The organism is Escherichia sp. MOD1-EC6300, assembly GCF_002965045.1.
Classification (GTDB): domain Bacteria; phylum Pseudomonadota; class Gammaproteobacteria; order Enterobacterales; family Enterobacteriaceae; genus Escherichia; species Escherichia coli_F.
Genome location: NZ_PTRH01000001.1, coordinates 372,555 through 393,245 on the forward strand (window position 1 = coordinate 372,555; position 20,691 = coordinate 393,245).

The following is a 20,691-nucleotide window of genomic DNA, read 5'->3' on the forward strand; positions in this document are numbered from 1 at the left end:
ACTTCAACTAAATTATGCAAATTCTGCGGGCGCGTTCACTTTGCCTAAATGAATGGCATCCAAAGCAATCATTTTTTCTTCGTTGGTTGGGATAACGGCGCAAATGACACGCGCATTTTCACTGGAAACAATTCGCTCTCCACAGGAGTTAGAGCGATTATTCATTTCTGTATCAATCTCTACGCCTAATACAGCCAAATGCTCCATGACCAAACGACGAATTAAACTTGAGTTCTCTCCTATTCCGCCGGTGAATATAATTCCATCCAGGCGACGTAATGAAGCTGCGTGTCCGGCAATATGACGGGCAATTCGGTGAACAAAGGTTTTAATTGCCAGTTGCGCGCGTTCGTGTCCTTCATGCCACGCTTTTTCCAGAACACGTAAATCCGAAGAAAGACCGGAAATGCCTAATAATCCCGACTCTTTATTCACTACGCGTTCCAGGTCACTCAGGCTCTGGTTGGTTTGACTGGCGACCCAGGACATCGCCCCGAAGTCGACATCGCCACTGCGGGTACCCATCATCAAACCTTCCAGCGGCGTCATTCCCATTGAGGTGTCAACACTCTGACCGTTGCGAACTGCGCAGATTGACGCGCCATTGCCAAGATGCGCCACGACCAGGCCGGAGTCATCTTCCGCCAGATTCAGCAAAGAATGCGCGCGCTGGGAAACGTAGCGGTGCGACGTGCCGTGGAAACCATAACGGCGTACACCTAACTCTTCATAATATTTCCACGGCAGGCCGTATAAATAAGCTTCCGGCGCCATCGTCTGGTGGAAACTGGTATCAAATACCGCCACCTGAGTTACGCCCGGGAATAATTGCTGCGCCGATTCAATACCACTTAAATTGGCGTAATTATGCAGGGGTGCCAGTGGAGAAACGCGACGGATATTATCAATGACTTCATCGGTAATAATGGCGGACTCGGTAAAAATACTGCCGCCGTGAGCGATGCGGTGGCCAATTAAGGCCACGCTGTCATTTAAATTCCGTTTTTCCAGTTCAAATGCAATTGCCTTCAATGCACCTTCGTAGCTGTGGTGAGCCAGCGGTGCTGGCTCTCCCCCATTTACGGATAAGAATGCATTTTCCGAGTTAATACCGTCGGCAATACCTGACATTAATACTTCACAGTCGCTGGCATCGAGCACGGAAAACTTAATCGAAGACGAACCACAGTTAATAACCAAAACAACCGGAAATTCATTCATCTCTTTTCTCATCCTGAGTTACGGATTAAAACAGTTTGTATACGATGTTCAGGATGGTCAGCAGACCAATCACGGTAACAAACACGTTATCCAGACGACCACGGTATTTCGCCAGAGACGGCGCTTTACGGATGGCATACATCGGCAACAGGCACAGCAGGGATGCGATAATCGGCGCGCCCATGGCTTCAATCAGGTCGAGGATGTTCGGGTTGGCGTAGGCAACAACCCAGGTGGAGCCCATGATGAAAATCATGCTGAGAGTATTCAGTTTACCCAGCGACACTTTGGTTTTGTCACCTTTATAACCGAACTTCAGAATCAAACCATTCAGACCTTCCAGCGTCCCCAGATAGTGACCGAAGAAAGATTTGAAAATAGCCACGAGTGCGATGATGGAAGCTGCATATTCCAGTGTAATTGCAAACGTTGTTTTGGTACCGGTCATGGACGCAAAGTGGTTAGCCAGATAAGAAAGCACTGGAATATTCTGCGCTTTCGCTTCAGCCATATTCGCCGGAGACAGCGTAAACAGGCAGCTAAAGGCAAAGAACATCACCACTGCAACCATCAGCATACTGGCGCGAGAGATGATTTGTGAACATTTACGCTCGGTGAAATCGCGACCAAAATCTTTCTCATACTCTTCACGTTTAGAAACCACGAAGGAAGAGACGATTGGCGAGAAGTTAAAGGAGAAAACCATGATGGAAATCCCCAGCCAGACAGTGATCAGGATACCGTCATGACCGGTTAACGACAGCGAACCGAGGTCAACCTGGTCGATAACTGCAGAGTTCCAGTAAGGGATCAGCGACAGAGAAATCAGCACCAGGCTGGCGATAAACGGCCATACCAGGTAGCTCATCACTTTAACCATCAGATCCTTACCAAACCAGATGACGAAAGCCATCAGCAGCAACAGGAACAGCGCCACAAAGCCGCGATTCAGCGGTGCAAAGCCGAGCTGGTTTTCCCAGAACGTCATAAAGGTATTGGTAATAGTAACGCCATAAATCCACAACAGTGGGCAAATCGCGAAGAAGTACAGGAACGTGATAACCACGCCGCCAGTTTTACCAAAATGCTCTTCCACCGTTTCCGTAATGTTGCCGGAAGGGTTAGAGCCAGAAAGACACAGACGCGCCAGCGCCCGGTGGCAATAAAATGCGATGGGGTATGCCAATACCAACATCAGAAGAATCGGGATCAGTCCGCCAAAACCTGCGCGGATAGGGAAGAACAGCACCCCGGCGCCGATTGCCGTACCAAACAAGCCTAACGTCCATGTGGTATCTGATTTACGCCAGGACGATTGTTTTGTCTGGCTGGATACAATGCTATCTGAAGTACTCATATCCTATCCTCAACGAATTAATTAAGCGTCAACGAAACCGGTGATTTGAGAGACGCGAGAAAGATCGATATTGCCGCCGGAAATAATACTGACGGTTTTTCTGTTTTGAATATATTGGTCTAATTTACCGCTTAATAATGCAGCACATGCCAGAGCGCCTGCGCCTTCGGTGACGACTTTATTGCGCTGAATTAAGGCAATCATACTGTTTCTGATTTCGTCTTCGCTGACCAGCACGATGTCATCGACTAATTCACGAACGATTTCGTAAGTTAAATTACCCGGGCGGGCGACATCACAACCATCCGCCAGGGTGCCGGTAGTTCGGTGCGTGGTTATTTCTCCGGAGTGGAAAGAAGCCGCCATGCCGTGAACGTTTTCTGACTGTACACCAATAACACGAATAGTCGGGTTAATTGATTTAATCGCTACCGCAATACCAGCAATTAAACCGCCACCGCCAATTGGCACAATCACGTTATCGACATCATAGAGATCTTCCATAATTTCCAGACCAATCGTTCCCTGACCGGCAATCACTTTCGGATCATCATAAGGTGGGATAAAAATACGGCCTTCCATTTCGACAATTTCGCTCACTTTAGCGATAGTGTCGTTGAAGTTATCACCATGCAAAACAACTTCAGCGGAGTAGTCGCACGTTGCCGCTACTTTGGATTTCGGCGCGCCTTTTGGCATCACCACTTTACCGTCGATACCCAGCATCGCGCAGGAGAGCGAAACCCCTTGCGCATGGTTGCCCGCAGAGCAGGCCACTACACCTTTACGTTTTTCCGCATCGGTCAGTGAACTTAATTTATTAAATGCGCCACGAATTTTAAATGAACCGGTACGCTGCATGTTTTCGAATTTGAGGAATATTTCACCTTTGCAACGTTCACTAAAATAGTTGGAGCGAGGCATGCCTGTTTTATAAATTCGCCCAGCCAGTCGTTGTTTTGCTTCAATGATGTCATCAATAGCAACCGGGAGATCGTATGTAATATGCATTATAAAACCTCTTAGCCTGAATTAAATATGTAGGTAACCGTAACCGACACCTGCAAAACAGACAGGTGGATTATTTATGTTTAAATAAAAACAAATAACTAACCAACTTCTATTAATTGCCTTCGTCTACACCCATTATAAGATGAATACTCTTTGGCTAATTCCACCAAAACCGATGCTGCTTTTTTAATACGATAATTTTTCGACCATACCGCGGCATATTGTGCCACAGGTAATGTTTCTTCAACCGGGATAGTAATAAATTGATTAGAACCAAAAGGTGACGTCATATCACAAGGAATTACAGTTAAGAAATCAGCATTGAGGACAAGATTATAAATTGTCACGACTGAGTCAGTTTTAACGATGTTTTCAATACTGATGCCATTTCTTTGTAACGTGGTAAGCAGCTCGCTGTAGTACCCCATATTGGTTTGTGGCAACACCCACTGTTCGTTCTTCAACGACTCCAGCGTGGTGGTGCCGGTGCATGTTCGGGACTTACTGGCTACCAGCACAAACTCGGACTCGAACAGCGGCTCAACATGTAAATCCTGAAGCTTCATTTCTGCGCTTAACGTACCAATCGCAAAATCCAGGCGACCGTCGCGGATTGCCGGTAGGAACGAAGACAGTTGCGCTTCATACATAGAAACCTGCGCTTTCGGAAACACCTCTTTGAACTTGTTGATCATCCCGGACATAAAAGTAAAACCAATCAATGAAGGAAAACCAAATGAGACTTCCACCACCGCCTCAGAAGACATACCGCTTATCTCATTAACCATATTTTTCATTTCACGGGTAATGGATTCGGAACGGGAGAGTAACAATTGACCGGCAGGTGTTAATGTTACACCGGTATTTTTCCGCACCACTAATTCCACGCCAAAATAGTCTTCAATATCGTTAATGATTTTACTGACGGCGGGTTGAGTTAACCCTAATTCTTTTGCAGCCGAGCCGATAGAGCCACTTCTAATGACTTCCTGAAAGACTACCAGATGCTGCGTTTTCGGAAGAAGAATAGTGCTCATAACTACCTACGTTAATAACCTCATTGACGGCATGAAGTGTATCAAAATGAAATGAACAGGATATGTGCGACCACTCACAAATTAACTTTCAATACTTTTTTGGACATCACTGTATCAATTAAATATTTTTATATATCAATAAGTTAAAGTATATAAATCAGCATAAACCCTGATTTTTGTCAAAAAAAATGACAGGGATAACCATATTTTATGGCGATAACATCATTCGTTATGTGGTTAATAAAAAAAAGCAGCTGCGACCATATTTCAAGCAATTAGCGGATAATTACCAGGCAAATTTTGAGTTAAATTTTATGAGCAAGTTATCAAATTTTATTATAAATAAATCATTTTCAGCGATAAATAATGCGGCACGTCACATTTTTTCTCGCTATTTGTTGGAGGACAAACATTTATTTTATCAATGTTTTAAAATTTTGAATACAGATATTGATCATCTCGAACAATTGATTAACATCAACTTTCACCCTTCTTACAGGACGTCATTTTGTGAATGCAATCGTTTCCCCTCGTTTCTACTGTCACCATAGTTACTAAATAGCATTTTGTGTTGAGGATCACAAAACGAATAATTGATGTTCATCGCTATACGATCAGAAGAAGAGAACAAGGAGGATTTTCGTTGTGCTTTACATCGTTGTAGACCACAGAATTTTGCTTCGTTGACTGTAATGCCGGGTAATTGAGCGTTTTTTGATAGTTGTGAGCGAACCGTGCAAGGAGAATAAGCATTGATTATTGTTTGTCATGATGACAAGGCAGGCATCAATGAAAGGTTATTCGGTTTCACATTTTTTACCCCCTTCGATACCACCAATGTACGAGACTGTTAACACTTATAATAGAAACATTGATTATTGGAAGGTAAAAATAAAATTTGCCGAGATTATATCGACAAATGACGTTAATGAAATTTACAGCATAAGCAATGAATTGCGGAGAATATTATCTGCGATTACTGCATTGAATGTCTATAAAGGTGATGTTTCTTCTGTAATGATCCGAATCCAACCGGAAAATAGAAGTCCATTCATCATTGATATTTCTACAGGAGTAAATGATGATTATATAATACAAACTTTAGATGTAGGCACATTTTCACCTTTTGGCGAAAAATGTACTTGTTCAGCCATCAATAGAAAAGATCTGGAGTGTATCAAGGAGACAATTTTTAAGTTTTGCGCAAAGTTCACGCAAAAAGAAGTTATCTTAACGGAATTTAATCATTTTAATAAAACTGACAATGTTTCAGATTGTTGGCAAATTCTCTTTTTTTCACCAGATCATTTTAATCATGATTCTCATTGATTATTTAAAAAGGATAAAATAATGTTCCCGGTTTCATCAATAGGTAATGACTTAGGTAATAATTTAGTATGTATAAAAATGAATGACATTCCTGAAACCCCCATAATAAATGACCTCAAAGCACTAGCACCAGGTGTAGTAAAACTAAAACAGACTTCTAATCAAATGCTCACGTTAATCAGCGCGTTGCAACCTGGTGGGACATGTATTATCGATGGTGATTTTCAACAAGAATTAGCATACTTAAAAAATGTAATAATTTATAATGACTCGTCTCTTCGCATAGACTTTTTAGGTTATAATGCCCAAATAACGCAACGATCAGACAATACCTGCGAGCTTATAATTTGTGAACCGTTAAATAACATAAAAATTTCAGCAGACATCATGAACACAAATTGTTCATTAAATAAAATTTACAATGAAATCAGAAGATTAAATGTAATCTTTAGCTCTGGAGCAGGCGACGTAATAGATTTATCCTATCTGGACTTGCATAACGTCGATTTAACTGGTTATGATTTTTCAAATAAACATATGGCTTACGCGACTTTAGATCCCTTTACATTGTTTGCAACAAAGTTTACTAAAACCAATATGTACAATATAAATTTTATGCGTTCGACACACAATGGTACTATCTCATGGAATTCTTTATTAAAAATCACCCCAGCGTTAACAAGTATCAGCGATGATTATTCCAGAGAAAAAATCAACTTTGTCGAAAGTTGTTTAAATGAGCTTGGAGATTTAACCGAAGATCAATTAAAAATCATGAGATATGCGATTATAAAATCCATACCAACAGCAAATATAACAGACAAATTAGAAAAAGAATTAACAAAAAGCATATATAAAAACTCCTCAAAAATTAATAATTATTTGAGCAAAGTTAAATTACCAGAGATGAAAAACTTCTCATTAGAAAAAGCATATGATTATATCGACAAAATTATTGAAGAATATGATTGCGTCAAAAAAAATGATTACCAAACCGATCCAGAAATTAATTATACTGTCGATTACAACCTAGATTATACTAACTCAAACGACTTGCTTTCAGATAATAGCCTGGAGGAAGAGAGAGATTCTGTTGACAATTCCTTTTCAGACGATAAATTTAGCTTCAACGAGTGTCGTTTTATTAGCAAAGAATATACGTATGATTACGATCTTTTAAATGAAATATAAATGTAATGATTTCTTGCAAAGTCTATTATTAATAGCTTAGATATTCGTTCATCTTTCCGTCTGCACCAAAAGTAAAAGCTTGCCGAAGCAGGTTCGAGACTGATGATAAACACAAAATTGCCTGAGGCGCTACGCTTATCAGGCCTACATTGCCTCTGTGCAATATATTGAATTTTCGTTGTTTTGTAGGCCAGATAAGACGTTCATCTTTCCGACCACCCTCCTCAAAAGCAAAAACCCGCCAGTTTACGCTGGCGGGTTTTCGTTAAAATAGGTGAAACTGACCGATAAGCCGGGTTCTGTCGTGGACAGTCATTCATCTAGGCCAGCAATCGCTCACTGGCTCAAGCAGCCTACCCGGGTTCAGTACGGGCCGTACCTTATGAACCCCTATTTGGCCTTGCTCCGGGTGGAGTTTACCGTGCCACGGACTGTTACCAGCCGCGCGGTGCGCTCTTACCGCACCCTTTCACCCTTACCTGATCCCGCTTGCACGGGCCATCGGCGGTTTGCTCTCTGTTGCACTGGTCGTGGGTTTCCCCCCCAGGCGTTACCTGGCACCCTGCCCTATGGAGCCCGGACTTTCCTCCCCTCCGCCCGTCTCCCCCGAAGAGGACGACGACGAAGCGGCGACTGTCTGGTCAGCTTCGGCGCGCAGTATAGAGGGTTTGCGCGCCCTTGTCACCCCGCGTTGCGCATTCCAATCGCCAGTGTCGCGGCGATATTACGTGAAGCACGGTAAATATTGTCATAAGCCCCGCGGAATGCTTCATCCAACGTACCAATACTGGTCAATACGCTGAAGACCGCATCAATGCCATGCTGATGTACAACGCCAACATCATTGGTCAGGCTACCCGCAATGCCAATCACCGGTTTATGGTACTTTTTCGCCACGTTTGCGACGCCAATCGGAACCTTGCCGTGTATACTCTGGCTGTCAATACGCCCTTCACCGGTGATCACCAGCGTACAATCGTGAATATGTTCCTCCAGATTCAGCGCCGTCGTGACGATTTCAATACCACTTTTCAGTTCCGCACCAAGAAACGCCATCAGCGCCGCGCCCATACCGCCCGCAGCTCCTGCGCCGGGGACATCTTTCACATCAACATGCAGCGCTTTTTTAATGACATCGGCATAGTGAGAGAGGTTATTGTCCAGCTCGACAATCATCGCTTCACTGGCTCCCTTTTGTGGGCCAAAGATGCGCGATGCGCCGTTATCGCCCACCAGCGGATTGGTGACATCACAAGCGACGCGAATAGCACAATCTTTTAAGCGCGGATCGAGGCCGGAAATATCAATATCATTCAGAGTATTAAGGCTACCGCCGCCAAAACCAATTTCATTGCCGTTGGCATCGCATAATTTCGCCCCCAGCGCCTGCACCATGCCTGCGCCGCCGTCGTTGGTGGCGCTGCCGCCAATGCCGATAATAATGTTTGTCGCGCCGCTCTCCAGCGCCTGCAGGATTAATTCGCCAGTACCGCGTGAAGTGGTCACAAGTGGATCGCGTTTTTCCGCAGGTACCAGTTCCAGCCCACTGGCCGCCGCCATTTCGATAAACGCGGTTTTGCCATCGCCGGAGATCCCCCAACTGGCATTCACTTTCTCGCCCAGCGGCCCTGTAACCCAGGCGTGACGTTCAGCCCCCTGGGTGGCTGCAATCATGGCTTCCACCGTTCCTTCACCACCGTCGGCAACCGGAACGGAAACATACTGTGCATCAGGAAAAATTTCCCGAAATCCTTTTTCTATCGCCTGCGCAACCTCGCTGGCAGATAAACTTTCTTTATAAGAGTCTGGGGCGATTACGATTTTCATACCTATGCCTGTTACCACATGACGCCGGAGGGCGTTTCTCTTATTCGGCCTGGATTCCAGGCCCGGATTGCAATACGCCATCCGGGCACGACGTCATTAGCGAGTAACTTCGACTTTCGCCAGTTTTTCGTAGTAGCACGCCAGGGCGCTATGATCCGCCGTTCCTAAACCATCGGCACGCAGTGCCTGCATCATCTCCATAACCGCAGCTGTGAGCGGCAGTTGCGCGCCGACGCCGTGGGAAGTATCCAGCGCATTTGCCAGATCCTTAATATGCAGATCAATACGGAAGCCCGGCTTGAAGTTGCGGTCCATCACCATCGGCGCTTTGGCATCCAGCACGGTACTGCCCGCCAGTCCACCGCGAATTGCCTGATACACCAGATCCGGGTTAACGCCCGCTTTGGTTGCCAGCGTTAACGCTTCTGACATCGCGGCAATATTCAGCGCCACAATGACCTGATTTGCCAGTTTGGTGACGTTACCTGCACCGATTTCCCCGGTATGCACCACGGAACCCGCCATCGCTTTCATCAAATCATAGTATTTGTCGAAAATAGCCTTGTCGCCGCCCACCATCACTGACAGCGTACCGTCGATGGCTTTCGGTTCACCGCCGCTCACCGGGGCGTCCAGCATATCAATGCCTTTCGCTTTCAGCGCTTCGCTTATTTCACGGCTTGCCAGCGGTGCAATAGAACTCATATCGATCAATACCGTACCTGGCTTCGCGCCTTCAATAATGCCATTCTCACCCAGCGCCACCTCTTTCACATGAGGGGAGTTTGGCAGCATGGTTATGATGACGTCGCACTGTTCAGCGATCGCTTTAGCCGTAGAAGCTGTTTCTGCACCTGCAGCAATCACGTCAGCAATAGCTTCTGGGTTACGGTCAGCAACCACCAGCGAGTAACCTGCTTTCAGAAGGTTTTTACTCATTGGTTTACCCATAATCCCCAGGCCAATAAAACCAACTTTCATAGTCATATCAATCATCTCTCTTGTTGCGGTGGTGGTTATTTTTTAAAGGTATCAGCCAGTTTCTGAGTGGCAGAGCGGAAGACGCCGAGATCGCTGCCGACAGCCACAAACGTCGCGCCCCATTCCAGATAACGACGCGCATCGGCTTCGACCGGCGCGAGGATACCGCTGGGTTTGCCGTGCGCACTGGCACGGTTAAAAATATGCTGGATTGCTTTTTGTACATCCGGGTGCGAGGCATTGCCGAGATGGCCTAATGCCGCAGCCAGATCGCTGGGGCCGACGAAGATACCGTCTACACCTTCGGTAGCGGCAATGGCATCGACGTTATCTACGCCCTGCTGACTTTCTATCTGGACCAGAATGGTGATGTTCTTGTTCGACTGAGCGAAATAATCCGCCACGGTGCCAAACATATTGGCGCGGTGAGAAACGGAGACGCCGCGAATGCCTTCCGGTGGGTAACGGGTTGATGCCACCGCCTGCTCTGCTTCCTCTTTTGTTTCTACAAAAGGAATCAGGAAGTTATAGAAACCGATATCCAGAAGACGCTTTATAATTACCGGCTCGTTGGTCGGCACTCGCACTACTGGCGCGCTGGCGCTGCCTTTCAGGGCCATTAACTGCGGAATGAACGTGGAGATATCGTTCGGCGCATGTTCGCCATCCAGCACCAGCCAGTCAAAGCCAGCTAAACCAAGAACTTCTGTACTGATCGGATTAGAAAGTGCTGACCAGCAACCAATTTGTACCTGTTTCGCAGCCAGTGCGGCTTTGAATTTATTCGGGAAAACATCGTTATTCATCGCTTATACCTTTGCTTATTTCTGCAATTCCATACGTTTAATGTCGCCAACTACGAAGAGGTAGCAGACCATCGCCATCAGCGCTGAACATCCCACGAAAACCAGTGCTGCATTGAAGGAGTGCAGTTCACTTACCAGGTAGCCAATCACCAGTGGAGTGACAATGGAGGCAACATTTCCAAAGACGTTAAAGACGCCGCCGCAGAGGCCAACAATCTCTTTCGGCGCGGTGTCAGAAATCACCGGCCAGCCCAGAGCACCAAATCCTTTGCCAAAAAAAGCCAGCGCCATCAGCATGACCACCAGCGTGGTGTTGTTGGTGTAGTTACATAATATGATGGTGGAAGCCAGCAACATTCCCAGCACAATCGGTAGCTTACGTGCCAGGGTCAGGGACAAACCGCGTTTGATCAGATAATCCGAGAAGACACCTCCCAGCACGCCGCCCGCAAAACCACACAGTGCCGGAATCGAGGCGACCAGACCCACTTTCAGAATCGACATGCCTTTTTCCTGCACCAGATAAATCGGGAACCAGGTGAGGAAGAACCAGGTGATGGTGTTGATAAAATATTGTCCGAAAAATACGCCCAACATCATGCGGTTAGAGAGCAATTGCTTGATGTAATGCAGTTTGGGACCGCTTGCTGCCGCGCTGCCCGGCTTTTTGTGGTCCATATCGACCACCGCGCCATTTTCAGATATAAACTTCAGCTCTTCCGCAGACATACGTGGGTGATCTGTCGGGTTATGAATCAACTTGATCCACAGCGCCGTCAGCACAAAACCAATCACCCCCATAACGGTAAAGACGTGCTCCCATCCCCAGGCGAAAGTCAGCCAGCCAAGCAGAGGCGAAAAGAGCGCCAGCGAGAAATATTGCGCCGAGTTAAAGATGGCGGAGGCAGTACCACGTTCTTTCGTCGGGAACCAGGCGGCGACAATACGGGCGTTCGCCGGGAATGATGGCGCTTCCGAGAAGCCGAGCATAAAGCGCATAAAGAACATGGAGATCCCTGCCCAGGCCAGCGGGAACATATCAACAAAGCCTTGCAGGAAGGTGAATAGCGACCAGAAAAAGAGGCTGTAGGTGTAAACTTTTTTCGAGCCAAACTTATCAAGCAGCCAGCCGCCGGGGATTTGCATCAGCAAGTAGGCCCAGCCAAAAGCAGAAAAGATGTAACCCATCGAAACCGCACTTAACTGCAACTCTTTTGCCACTTCGGTACCAGCAATAGACAGCGTTGCACGATCGGCGTAGTTAACGGCGGTAACAATAAAAATAATCAGTAATATTAAATAGCGGGTATGCACGCCTTTCTTTTTTACGTCAACGGTGTCCAGAATCATTTTATTTACCTCGGGTACTTATGCTGATTTTTATTATTATGGGGAAGGTGTTATTTATGAGTTTAATTTATGCCGTTACGACAATGAACTCAGGAATTAGTATAAGCAGCGAGAGAATAATAATCATTGTGCAAATGCTAATTTAATTATTACTATTTAAATATTATTTTGAGCATATGCACATAAGGTTGCGCGCTAAAGCACAGATTTGCGCTTTACCCTGCCGGGCGGCACTGCAATCCCTGAAATGATTGACATTGATCACATTTCTGCGTTTAAACTCCTGACATTCTTATTTCACCCAATGAAGTCATTTATTTTTAAATGAGACCAGGTCCTCATTTTAATAACCCCTGGCTGGAGAATATTGCACAATGGCCAACATCGAAATCAGACAAGAAACGCCAACTGCGTTTTATATAAAAGTTCACGACACAGATAATGTGGCAATTATTGTTAATGATAATGGCCTGAAAGCAGGAACGCGTTTTCCGGATGGGCTGGAATTAATTGAACATATTCCCCAGGGGCATAAAGTCGCATTGCTGGACATTCCGGCTAATGGTGAAATTATTCGTTATGGTGAAGTGATTGGTTACGCCGTGCGCGCAATCCCACGCGGAAGCTGGATCGACGAATCAATGGTTGTACTACCGGAAGCGCCACCGTTACACACGCTGCCACTGGCAACTAAAGTCCCGGCCCCCTTACCGCCACTGGAAGGATACACCTTTGAGGGCTATCGCAATGCCGATGGCAGCGTGGGCACCAAAAACCTGCTCGGCATCACCACCAGCGTCCACTGTGTGGCAGGCGTGGTGGACTATGTAGTAAAAATCATTGAACGCGATCTGCTACCGAAATACCCGAACGTCGATGGCGTGGTGGGGCTGAATCATTTGTACGGTTGTGGCGTGGCGATTAACGCACCGGCGGCAGTTGTGCCTATTCGTACCATTCACAATATTTCGCTGAACCCTAACTTTGGCGGCGAAGTAATGGTGATTGGTCTGGGTTGTGAAAAGTTGCAGCCTGAGCGCCTGCTGACTGGAACGGATGATGTGCAAGCTATTCCAGTAGAAAGCGCCAGCATTGTCAGTTTGCAGGATGAAAAGCATGTCGGTTTTCAGTCCATGGTCGAGGATATTTTGCAGGTCGCCGAACGCCATCTACAAAAACTGAATCAACGTCAGCGAGAAACCTGTCCGGCTTCAGAACTGGTTGTCGGCATGCAGTGCGGTGGCAGCGATGCGTTTTCTGGCGTAACGGCAAACCCGGCGGTTGGGTATGCGTCTGATCTACTGGTGCGCTGCGGCGCAACGGTGATGTTTTCAGAAGTCACAGAAGTGCGTGACGCGATCCATCTGCTGACACCACGCGCAGTGAACGAAGAGGTCGGCAAACGGCTGCTGGAGGAGATGGAGTGGTACGATAACTATCTCAATATGGGAAAAACCGACCGCAGCGCCAACCCTTCTCCGGGCAACAAGAAAGGCGGTCTGGCAAACGTAGTGGAGAAGGCTCTCGGCTCCATTGCTAAATCGGGTAAAAGCGCAATTGTTGAAGTGCTATCGCCCGGTCAACGCCCGACTAAACGCGGATTAATTTACGCCGCGACGCCAGCCAGCGATTTTGTCTGTGGCACGCAACAGGTGGCATCAGGGATTACCGTGCAAGTGTTTACGACCGGTCGCGGCACGCCGTACGGCCTGATGGCGGTACCCGTCATTAAAATGGCGACCCGCACCGAGCTGGCGAACCGCTGGTTTGATTTAATGGATATTAATGCGGGCACCATCGCTACCGGCGAAGAAACTATTGAAGAGGTGGGCTGGAAATTGTTCCATTTTATTCTCGACGTCGCCAGCGGGAAGAAGAAAACCTTCTCAGATCAATGGGGACTGCATAACCAGCTGGCGGTGTTTAACCCGGCACCGGTGACTTGACGGCCTTGCATGAACGGAAAACGGGGAGACTGTGTTTCCCCGTTTTCCCCACGAAAAGTAAGTGATAACTCTCACATATCTAAAGTATTTTTAGATTGTTGTTTTTTTCATTCCTGTAGGCAGAAAAAAACGTAATCTATTGAAAAAACGTTAATTTATTCAATTACCATTTTGCCTGTACTTTTCATTCCGCTAAAAAAGAAACCTACCGAAAGCCGTGCTATTTTTATTACAACACGCCCACAATTTCACTCTCTTGACATTCAATCCTATAAACCAGATTATTCAATGGCTCCTGAAATTTTTGAGATTAATACCAAAAGACGACATTCAGGAAATCAATATAAACATCCGTGCCTTTTTAATTAAAGTCGCCTCATATGCCATTCATGGCATGACAAATATATTATTACGTAATATATCTGGAGTCCCTATGGAAAAGAAAAAAATATACTTATTTTGTTCAGCGGGAATGTCAACATCACTGCTGGTGTCAAAAATGAAAGTGCAGGCGATAAAATATGATGTGCCAGTAATTATCGAAGCATTCTCCGAATCTGTTGCCGCAGAGAAAGGGCCGGAAGCCGATGTTATATTATTGGGACCTCAAATTGCTTACATGCAATCAGAGATCCAAAGCTTATTACCAGGAAAGCCAGTGGAAGTTATTGATTCAATGTTATATGGAAAAATTGATGGCTTAGGTGTTCTAAAATCAGCTATCGCCATAATAAAAAAAGAGCAAAAGTAACCATAGCAACAGGATATTAATAAAACCAAAGTCGCAGTGATACATTAATCGGTATATAAGGATATTTTTATGCCCGGAGTGATGGCGTTACTTGAAAAACTCATTCTTCCTTTTGCAGTTAAATTAGGGAAACAACCTCACGTCAATGCAATAAAAAACGGTTTTATCCGTATGATGCCATTAACGTTAGCCGGTACGTTATTTGTCCTCATTAATAGCGTTTTTTTAGATTTTGGCGAAGGCTCCTTTTTTTATTCATTAGGCGTCCGACTGGAACCATCGACCATAAAAACCTTAAGCGCCTTCACCGTCGTCGGTGACAGTGCTTATCATGGCACGCTGGGCATTATGTCACTCATGACCCCCTTTTTTATTGGGATGGGGTTGGCCGAAGAACGGAAAGTTGATTCGTTATCCGTTGGCTTACTCTCTGTCGCAGCGTTTATGACTGTCACCCCCTTCAAGGCAGGAGAAACCGCTAATGTCATTGGTGCAAACTGGTTAGGCGGCGCCAATATTCTGTCTGGTATGATCATTGGATTAGTTGTAGCGGAAATTTTCGCTTTTATTATCCGCCGCAATTGGGTGATTCGGTTGCCCGCGAGTGTTCCGACCGCAGTATCACGCTCATTCTCAGCAATGGTGCCCGGGTTTATCATCCTGTTAATTATGGGTAGTTTGTCTGGGATATTGTCGATATATGGCACCAATTTCCATCAGGTCATTATCACCTCACTGGCTACGCCATTAACGTCAATGAGCGGTATTGTTGGCTGGACATTCGTTGTCTTTAATTCCCTGTTATGGTTCTTTGGTATCCACGGCGGCTTAGTATTAACCGCGTTGCAAAGCAGCACGTTGGGTCCGTGGGGACTGGAGAATATCGCCACCTATACACAATATGGTTCAGTACAAGCGGCACTGGAAGCAGGAAAAACCTTCCATTTCTGGACCGGGCCAATGCTTGACGCTTACGTGTTCCTCGGTGGAACAGGGGCAACGCTGGGACTCATTTTCGCCATTTTCATTGCGTCACGCCGGGAAGATTATCGTCAGGTTGCTAAATTAGCGTTACCTTCTGGTATCTTTAATATCAACGAACCTATTTTATTTGGTTTGCCGATCATTATGAACCCCATTATGTTAATCCCGTTTGTGATGATTCAACCTATTCTCGCCGGGATTACCTTAATCGCCTATAACATGGGTATTATTCCGCCATCAACAAATATTGCCCCCTGGACCATGCCTCCTGGACTCAATGCGTTCTTTAGCTCGAATGGTAGCATTGCTGGATTACTCCTGGCGCTCTTTAACTTAGGTGTTGCCACAATGGTTTATCTTCCCTTTGTCATTATCTCAAACAAAGCACAAGTTGAAATAATTAAACAAGAAAGCGAAGAAGACATTGCCAATGCATTAAAGTTTTAATAGCACACTTCATCATGCCAGCGTTTAGATAAAACCATGGCATCACAAGTCAATTTAATATTGAGTATGGAAGTAACATGAAAAACTTAAAAATCGTTACTATTGGCGGTGGCAGTAGCTATACACCAGAACTCCTTGAAGGATTCATAAAACGCTACGATGAATTACCGGTCAGTGAATTATGGTTAGTTGATATTGAAGAAGGCAAAGAAAAGCTGGACATTATTTTCGACCTTTGTCAGCGGATGGTGATAAAAGCTGGCATTCCGTTAAAAATAGTGAAAACACTTGACCGTCGCGCTGCATTACAGGGCGCGCACTTTGTCACCACACAATTTCGGGTCGGGCAATTAAAAGCTCGGGAAATGGATGAGTTGATTCCACTAAGTCAGGGATATCTCGGGCAAGAAACCAATGGCGCGGGCGGTTTATTCAACGGGTTACGAACCATTCCAGTAGTTTTTGATATTATCAAAGATGTTGAGGAACTTTGCCCTGATGCCTGGATTATTAATTTTACCAATCCTGCCGGGATGGTTACTGAAGCCGTGTACCGCCATACCCAATTTAAACGTTTTATCGGTGTCTGTAATGTCCCTATTGGGATGAAGAGCTTCGTTTGCAATGCCCTAAAACTTGGCGCGGACGATGATCTTTCAATAGACATATTTGGCTTAAATCATATGGTCTTTCTTAAAGACGTATGGGTCAATGGACAATCACGTTTTGCTGAATTGCTCGATGGCGTCGTTGAAGGTTTGCTTGAAGGAAGTACCGTCAAAAATATTGACAGTTTAACCTTCAATCCTAATTTAATTCGGGCACTTAATCTCCTGCCCTGTGCTTACTTACGTTACTATTTTAAACATAAAGAAATGCTCGCTATTGAGATGGGGGAATTTTATAAAAATGGCGTTCGTGCACAAGTCGTGCAGGCATTAGAGAAAAAATTATTTGAGCTGTATAAGGACCCAGAACTAAATACAAAACCTGAAGAACTGGAGCTGCGTGGTGGTGCGTATTATTCAGATGCAGCCTGTGCCGTTATTAATGCAATTTATAATGACACGCAAACAGAACACTACGTTAATATTCCACACAAGGGCAGTGTAAAAAATATCCCTGAAGACTGGACCGTTGAAATGACCTGCATTCTGGGGAATAACGGTGTTACCCCCCACCCGCGTCTCACTCATTTTGACGAAAATGTACTGGGGCTCATTCATTCAATCAAATGTTTTGAGATCGCGGCAGCCCGGGCGGCAATAAGTGGTAACTATAACGATACGCTGCTGGCTCTGTGCCTTAACCCGCTAATGACCTCGGATAACGACGCTGAAAAATTAGTACGTGAACTGATCATTGCCCATAAAAAACATCTGCCTCAATTTTCCAGCACCATTGCTGAACTTACCCAATCTCATCAATAACAAGGACGCCTTATGCAACGCTTATTAATTGTGAATGCGGATGACTTTGGACTAAGTAAAGGTATTAATTATGGAATTATCGAGGCAGTACGAAATGGTGTCGTTCGCTCAACAACTGCGATGATGAATGCTCCGGCAATTGATCATGCTGCCTCTTTAAGTGCCGAAACCCCACAGCTCGGCGTCGGGTTACATTTTGTTTTGAGCTATGGCGCTGCCTTAACGGATATGCCTTCGCTGGTACGCGCAGGCCAATTAGGTAAATGGATCTGGGATGTCGCGGAGCAAGGGCAATTAAACACGGGTGAAATTGAACAGGAACTGAATTCTCAATATCAACGTTTTATTGATGTATTTAAACGGGAGCCCACCCATTTAGACAGCCATCACAGCGTTCATATGCTCCCGCAGGTTTATCCCGTTGTCGCGCGGTTCGCGCGTGAGAAAAATTTACCATTACGTATAGACCATTCTGTCCTGCGAGAGAAAAAAATCGATTCGCTGGATGCCAAAAGTAGTGAGGGATTCAGCAGTAATTTCTACGATAATAATATTTCAGAAGACTTTTTTTTATCACTCCTCGATAGCGCCATAAAACGTGATGAAAAATCGCTGGAAATTATGTGTCACCCTGGATTTGTAGATAACCACTTAATGTCGAGCAGTTACTGCTATCAACGGCTGGAAGAACTTACGGTTCTGACTACACCGTCACTCAAATATGCGATTGAAAAACACGGATTTCATCTTGTTAGTTTTCGTAATTTATAACGTAGCAATTAAGATGAATTTATCAGAAAGGTATTTCTTTATATGAGTAAAAATAAAGTCACTGTTTTAGTAATAGGTGCAGGCGCACGTGGAGAAATATATTCCCGCTATGCCCTTGAGCATCCGGACAGAATGCAAGTGGTAGGTGTTGCTGAACCTAGAGAGGCTTACCGCGAGCAAGTTGTGTCCCGGCATACGATCCCGACAGATAATATTTTTAGCAACTGGAAAGAGGCTGCTGCTCGGCCAAAAATGGCTGATGCTGTACTTATTTGTACGCAAGACAATATGCATAGAGATCCGGCCGTCGCTTTTGCCGATCTCGGTTATCACATTCTGTTGGAAAAACCGCTCGCGCCAACAGAGCACGATTGCCGCATTATCATTGATGCCGTCAAACGCAATAATGTCTTATTAGCCGTCGCACACGTTCTTCGTTACACCCGATATACACAAAAACTCAAATCCTTACTCGACAGCGGCATCATTGGCGACATTATCAGTATGCAGCATCTCGAACCCGTCGGTTACTGGCACCAGGCACACTCTTTTGTGCGTGGTAACTGGCGCAACGAGGCTGAATCATCATTTATGTTGTTACAAAAGTCCTGCCACGATCTGGACTGGATCCGCTACATCATGGGAGACAACTGTAAAACCGTTAGCTCATTTGGCGGGCTCAACCATTTTGTAAAACAAAACCAACCTGAAGGCGCAGCCGAACGCTGTCTCGATTGCCAGGCAGAAGCGACCTGCCCGTGGTCCGCATGCAAAATTTATGCTGGCGAAGCCCATAAATGTACGTTTCACTTTCGCCACGTGTTAACACCAAATCCTACTGAAGAGAATATTCGTCAGGCCCTGCGTGACGGCCCCTATGGTCGCTGTGTTTATTGCTGCGATAACGATGTTGTTGATCATCAAGTGGTAAACATGCAGTTTGCGCATCAGCAGAGCGTCACTTTTACAATGACAGCCTTTACGAAAATGGAGGATCGCAAAACCCGAGTTTTCGGTTCGAAAGGTTATCTGGAAGGCGATGGCAACACCATTCGGTGTTTTGATTTTCTCACCGACCAGGAAACTATTTACACCGTTGAAGAGAAAAACGCAGGCACTCACACCCAAATGGGAGGGCACGGTGGTGGTGATTACTATCTGATGGACAGCTTTATCCATGCCGTGATGGCTGACGATCGAGCGATGATCCTTTCAGGACCAGATGAATCGCTCGAAAGTCATTTAATGGTCTTTGCCGCCGAACGCGCTCGCAAGGAAAATACCCTGGTTGTGCTGTGAAACCAAAGGAGATGAGCGATGTTTTACGGTGTTGATATTGGTGGAACCAAAACAGAGATAGTCGCCTTTGATCAGGATTTACAAATTTGCTGGCGCAAGCGGGTAGCTACGCCTGTTCAGGATTACGCGCTTTTTCTATCCACATTTGTGTCTCTGATTGATACCGCTGACTGGGCCACGGGTACGCAAGGCAAAATAGGTATCGGGATGCCCGGCGTTATGGATCGGCACACCGGTAAACTGTTGTCTTCTAACGTTCCCTGCCTGACCGGACGCCAGGTGTTAACCGATCTGGCAAATCGCCTTAACCGCCCGGTAATAATGGATAATGACTGCTGCTGCTTCGCCCTATCAGAAGCGCATACCGATCAAGCTCGTCAATATAGTCGGATCTTTGGCGCGATTATCGGCACGGGTATGGGCGGGGGATTAGTTATTGATGGCCAGTTGTACCGTGGCCGTAACCGTATGGCCTGCGAGTTTGGCCATTTACCGCTCCCGGCGACATTTACGCGGCGCTATAACCTGCCTGAATTACAATGCGGCTGCGGTTTGCAAGGGTGCCTGGAACGCTACCAGTCCGGTCCTGGCTTGCTCTGGTTACATAAGCATTTCAGCGGTGAGCAAATCACTATGGAGACATTGTTAGAAAATCATCAACGTGGCGTTCCCAGTGCCATCACCACCATTAGCGCCTGGATAGATATGGTTGGTTGTACGCTGGCACAGTTGCAGCATATTCTCGACGTAGATGCATTTGTTCTTGGCGGCGGTGTGTCTAACTTCAAAGAAATTTACACGTTATTGCCGAAAGCTATGACGCGTTATCTTCTTCCTGGACTGGAACCTGCGCGCGTATTTTCTGCGATTCACGGAGCAACGAGCGGTGTACGAGGCGCGGCGTTGCTGCAAATCGAACTTGCAACCTGAATAACGTAATGTGGCTGGCGACG

The 20,691-nt window shown here is 45.8% G+C and carries 18 protein-coding genes and 1 other RNA gene; 10 read left to right on the plus strand and 9 right to left on the minus strand.

The window, feature by feature from the left end; genetic code table 11:
* Nucleotides 1-12: 12 nt before the first annotated feature.
* From tdcD to tdcA, 4 genes are all read right to left on the minus strand, one after another.
* Complete coding sequence (gene tdcD / locus BGE37_RS01860; RefSeq protein ID WP_001579025.1) at nt 13-1,221, minus strand: propionate kinase; 1,209 nt, start codon at nt 1,219-1,221, stop codon at nt 13-15.
* A 25-nt stretch (nt 1,222-1,246) separates the two neighbouring features.
* Nucleotides 1,247-2,578, minus strand: coding sequence for a threonine/serine transporter TdcC (tdcC, locus tag BGE37_RS01865; RefSeq protein WP_000107721.1), 1,332 nt, complete (start codon nt 2,576-2,578; stop codon nt 1,247-1,249).
* A gap of 21 nt (nt 2,579-2,599) precedes the next feature.
* On the minus strand, nt 2,600-3,589 hold the full coding sequence (gene tdcB, locus BGE37_RS01870; RefSeq protein ID WP_000548345.1) for a bifunctional threonine ammonia-lyase/L-serine ammonia-lyase TdcB: 990 nt from the start codon (nt 3,587-3,589) through the stop codon (nt 2,600-2,602).
* Between the two features lie 98 nt (nt 3,590-3,687).
* Nucleotides 3,688-4,626, minus strand: coding sequence for a transcriptional regulator TdcA (gene tdcA, locus BGE37_RS01880; RefSeq protein ID WP_000104211.1), 939 nt, complete (start codon nt 4,624-4,626; stop codon nt 3,688-3,690).
* Between the two features lie 314 nt (nt 4,627-4,940).
* On the opposite strand from tdcA, the gene tdcR reads away from it, so the two are divergent.
* From tdcR to BGE37_RS01895, 3 genes are all read left to right on the plus strand, one after another.
* A complete protein-coding gene (tdcR, locus tag BGE37_RS01885) occupies nt 4,941-5,177 on the plus strand; it encodes a transcriptional activator TdcR (protein WP_214294837.1) in 237 nt (78 codons plus the stop codon).
* A 238-nt stretch (nt 5,178-5,415) separates the two neighbouring features.
* A complete protein-coding gene (locus BGE37_RS01890) occupies nt 5,416-5,955 on the plus strand; it encodes a hypothetical protein (protein WP_001352916.1) in 540 nt (179 codons plus the stop codon).
* A gap of 21 nt (nt 5,956-5,976) precedes the next feature.
* Nucleotides 5,977-7,146, plus strand: coding sequence for a hypothetical protein (locus BGE37_RS01895; RefSeq protein WP_105287714.1), 1,170 nt, complete (start codon nt 5,977-5,979; stop codon nt 7,144-7,146).
* A gap of 272 nt (nt 7,147-7,418) precedes the next feature.
* Here BGE37_RS01895 and rnpB read toward each other — a convergent pair.
* From rnpB to garP, 5 genes are all read right to left on the minus strand, one after another.
* Nucleotides 7,419-7,795, minus strand: an RNA gene (gene rnpB, locus BGE37_RS01900) — RNase P RNA component class A.
* 32 nt (nt 7,796-7,827) lie between these two features.
* Nucleotides 7,828-8,973 (minus strand): glycerate 2-kinase, encoded by a 1,146-nt coding sequence (garK, locus tag BGE37_RS01905; RefSeq protein ID WP_001352915.1) that lies wholly within the window; start codon nt 8,971-8,973, stop codon nt 7,828-7,830.
* 96 nt (nt 8,974-9,069) lie between these two features.
* Entirely contained in the window at nt 9,070-9,960 is an 891-nt protein-coding gene (garR, locus tag BGE37_RS01910; RefSeq protein WP_001303675.1) for a 2-hydroxy-3-oxopropionate reductase, read from the minus strand.
* A gap of 29 nt (nt 9,961-9,989) precedes the next feature.
* Complete coding sequence (gene garL, locus BGE37_RS01915; protein WP_001058227.1) at nt 9,990-10,760, minus strand: 2-dehydro-3-deoxyglucarate aldolase; 771 nt, start codon at nt 10,758-10,760, stop codon at nt 9,990-9,992.
* A gap of 15 nt (nt 10,761-10,775) precedes the next feature.
* On the minus strand, nt 10,776-12,110 hold the full coding sequence (garP, locus tag BGE37_RS01920) for a galactarate/glucarate/glycerate transporter GarP (protein WP_000599651.1): 1,335 nt from the start codon (nt 12,108-12,110) through the stop codon (nt 10,776-10,778).
* A 374-nt stretch (nt 12,111-12,484) separates the two neighbouring features.
* Between garP and garD the strand changes: the two genes are divergently transcribed.
* The 7 genes from garD to BGE37_RS01955 all read left to right on the plus strand — a co-directional run bounded on the left by garD (nt 12,485) and on the right by BGE37_RS01955 (nt 20,668).
* Nucleotides 12,485-14,056 carry a galactarate dehydratase gene (gene garD / locus BGE37_RS01925; protein WP_001273739.1) on the plus strand — a complete coding sequence of 524 codons (1,572 nt, stop codon included), beginning with the start codon at nt 12,485-12,487 and terminating at the stop codon, nt 14,054-14,056.
* A gap of 433 nt (nt 14,057-14,489) precedes the next feature.
* Entirely contained in the window at nt 14,490-14,807 is a 318-nt protein-coding gene (locus BGE37_RS01930) for a PTS sugar transporter subunit IIB (RefSeq protein ID WP_105287744.1), read from the plus strand.
* Between the two features lie 69 nt (nt 14,808-14,876).
* Complete coding sequence (gene chbC, locus BGE37_RS01935) at nt 14,877-16,238, plus strand: PTS N,N'-diacetylchitobiose transporter subunit IIC (protein ID WP_105287715.1); 1,362 nt, start codon at nt 14,877-14,879, stop codon at nt 16,236-16,238.
* A gap of 77 nt (nt 16,239-16,315) precedes the next feature.
* Complete coding sequence (locus BGE37_RS01940) at nt 16,316-17,668, plus strand: 6-phospho-beta-glucosidase (protein ID WP_105287716.1); 1,353 nt, start codon at nt 16,316-16,318, stop codon at nt 17,666-17,668.
* Nucleotides 17,669-17,680: 12 nt separating this feature from the next.
* Entirely contained in the window at nt 17,681-18,439 is a 759-nt protein-coding gene (gene chbG, locus BGE37_RS01945) for a chitin disaccharide deacetylase (protein ID WP_105287717.1), read from the plus strand.
* A 42-nt stretch (nt 18,440-18,481) separates the two neighbouring features.
* The gene (locus BGE37_RS01950; protein ID WP_105287718.1) at nt 18,482-19,738 is read left to right on the plus strand and encodes a Gfo/Idh/MocA family protein; all 1,257 of its coding nucleotides are present in this window, start codon (nt 18,482-18,484) and stop codon (nt 19,736-19,738) included.
* 18 nt (nt 19,739-19,756) lie between these two features.
* Nucleotides 19,757-20,668 carry an ROK family protein gene (locus BGE37_RS01955; protein ID WP_105287719.1) on the plus strand — a complete coding sequence of 304 codons (912 nt, stop codon included), beginning with the start codon at nt 19,757-19,759 and terminating at the stop codon, nt 20,666-20,668.
* The last annotated feature ends 23 nt before the right edge of the window (nt 20,669-20,691 follow it).

Excerpts from the sequence above, each read along its gene's own strand:
- tdcD (WP_001579025.1), bottom strand. The coding sequence starts at position 1,221 with ATGAATGAATTTCCGGTTGTTTTGGTTATTAACTGTGGTTCGTCTTCG.
- tdcC (WP_000107721.1), bottom strand. The coding sequence starts at position 2,578 with ATGAGTACTTCAGATAGCATTGTATCCAGCCAGACAAAACAATCGTCC.
- BGE37_RS01950 (WP_105287718.1), top strand. The coding sequence starts at position 18,482 with ATGAGTAAAAATAAAGTCACTGTTTTAGTAATAGGTGCAGGCGCACGT.
- garP (WP_000599651.1), bottom strand. The coding sequence starts at position 12,110 with ATGATTCTGGACACCGTTGACGTAAAAAAGAAAGGCGTGCATACCCGC.
- garR (WP_001303675.1), bottom strand. The coding sequence starts at position 9,960 with ATGACTATGAAAGTTGGTTTTATTGGCCTGGGGATTATGGGTAAACCA.
- garK (WP_001352915.1), bottom strand. The coding sequence starts at position 8,973 with ATGAAAATCGTAATCGCCCCAGACTCTTATAAAGAAAGTTTATCTGCC.
- tdcR (WP_214294837.1), top strand. The coding sequence starts at position 4,941 with ATGAGCAAGTTATCAAATTTTATTATAAATAAATCATTTTCAGCGATA.
- tdcB (WP_000548345.1), bottom strand. The coding sequence starts at position 3,589 with ATGCATATTACATACGATCTCCCGGTTGCTATTGATGACATCATTGAA.
- BGE37_RS01930 (WP_105287744.1), top strand. The coding sequence starts at position 14,490 with ATGGAAAAGAAAAAAATATACTTATTTTGTTCAGCGGGAATGTCAACA.
- garD (WP_001273739.1), top strand. The coding sequence starts at position 12,485 with ATGGCCAACATCGAAATCAGACAAGAAACGCCAACTGCGTTTTATATA.
- BGE37_RS01955 (WP_105287719.1), top strand. The coding sequence starts at position 19,757 with ATGTTTTACGGTGTTGATATTGGTGGAACCAAAACAGAGATAGTCGCC.
- chbC (WP_105287715.1), top strand. The coding sequence starts at position 14,877 with ATGCCCGGAGTGATGGCGTTACTTGAAAAACTCATTCTTCCTTTTGCA.
- BGE37_RS01895 (WP_105287714.1), top strand. The coding sequence starts at position 5,977 with ATGTTCCCGGTTTCATCAATAGGTAATGACTTAGGTAATAATTTAGTA.
- garL (WP_001058227.1), bottom strand. The coding sequence starts at position 10,760 with ATGAATAACGATGTTTTCCCGAATAAATTCAAAGCCGCACTGGCTGCG.
- chbG (WP_105287717.1), top strand. The coding sequence starts at position 17,681 with ATGCAACGCTTATTAATTGTGAATGCGGATGACTTTGGACTAAGTAAA.
- BGE37_RS01890 (WP_001352916.1), top strand. The coding sequence starts at position 5,416 with ATGAAAGGTTATTCGGTTTCACATTTTTTACCCCCTTCGATACCACCA.
- tdcA (WP_000104211.1), bottom strand. The coding sequence starts at position 4,626 with ATGAGCACTATTCTTCTTCCGAAAACGCAGCATCTGGTAGTCTTTCAG.
- BGE37_RS01940 (WP_105287716.1), top strand. The coding sequence starts at position 16,316 with ATGAAAAACTTAAAAATCGTTACTATTGGCGGTGGCAGTAGCTATACA.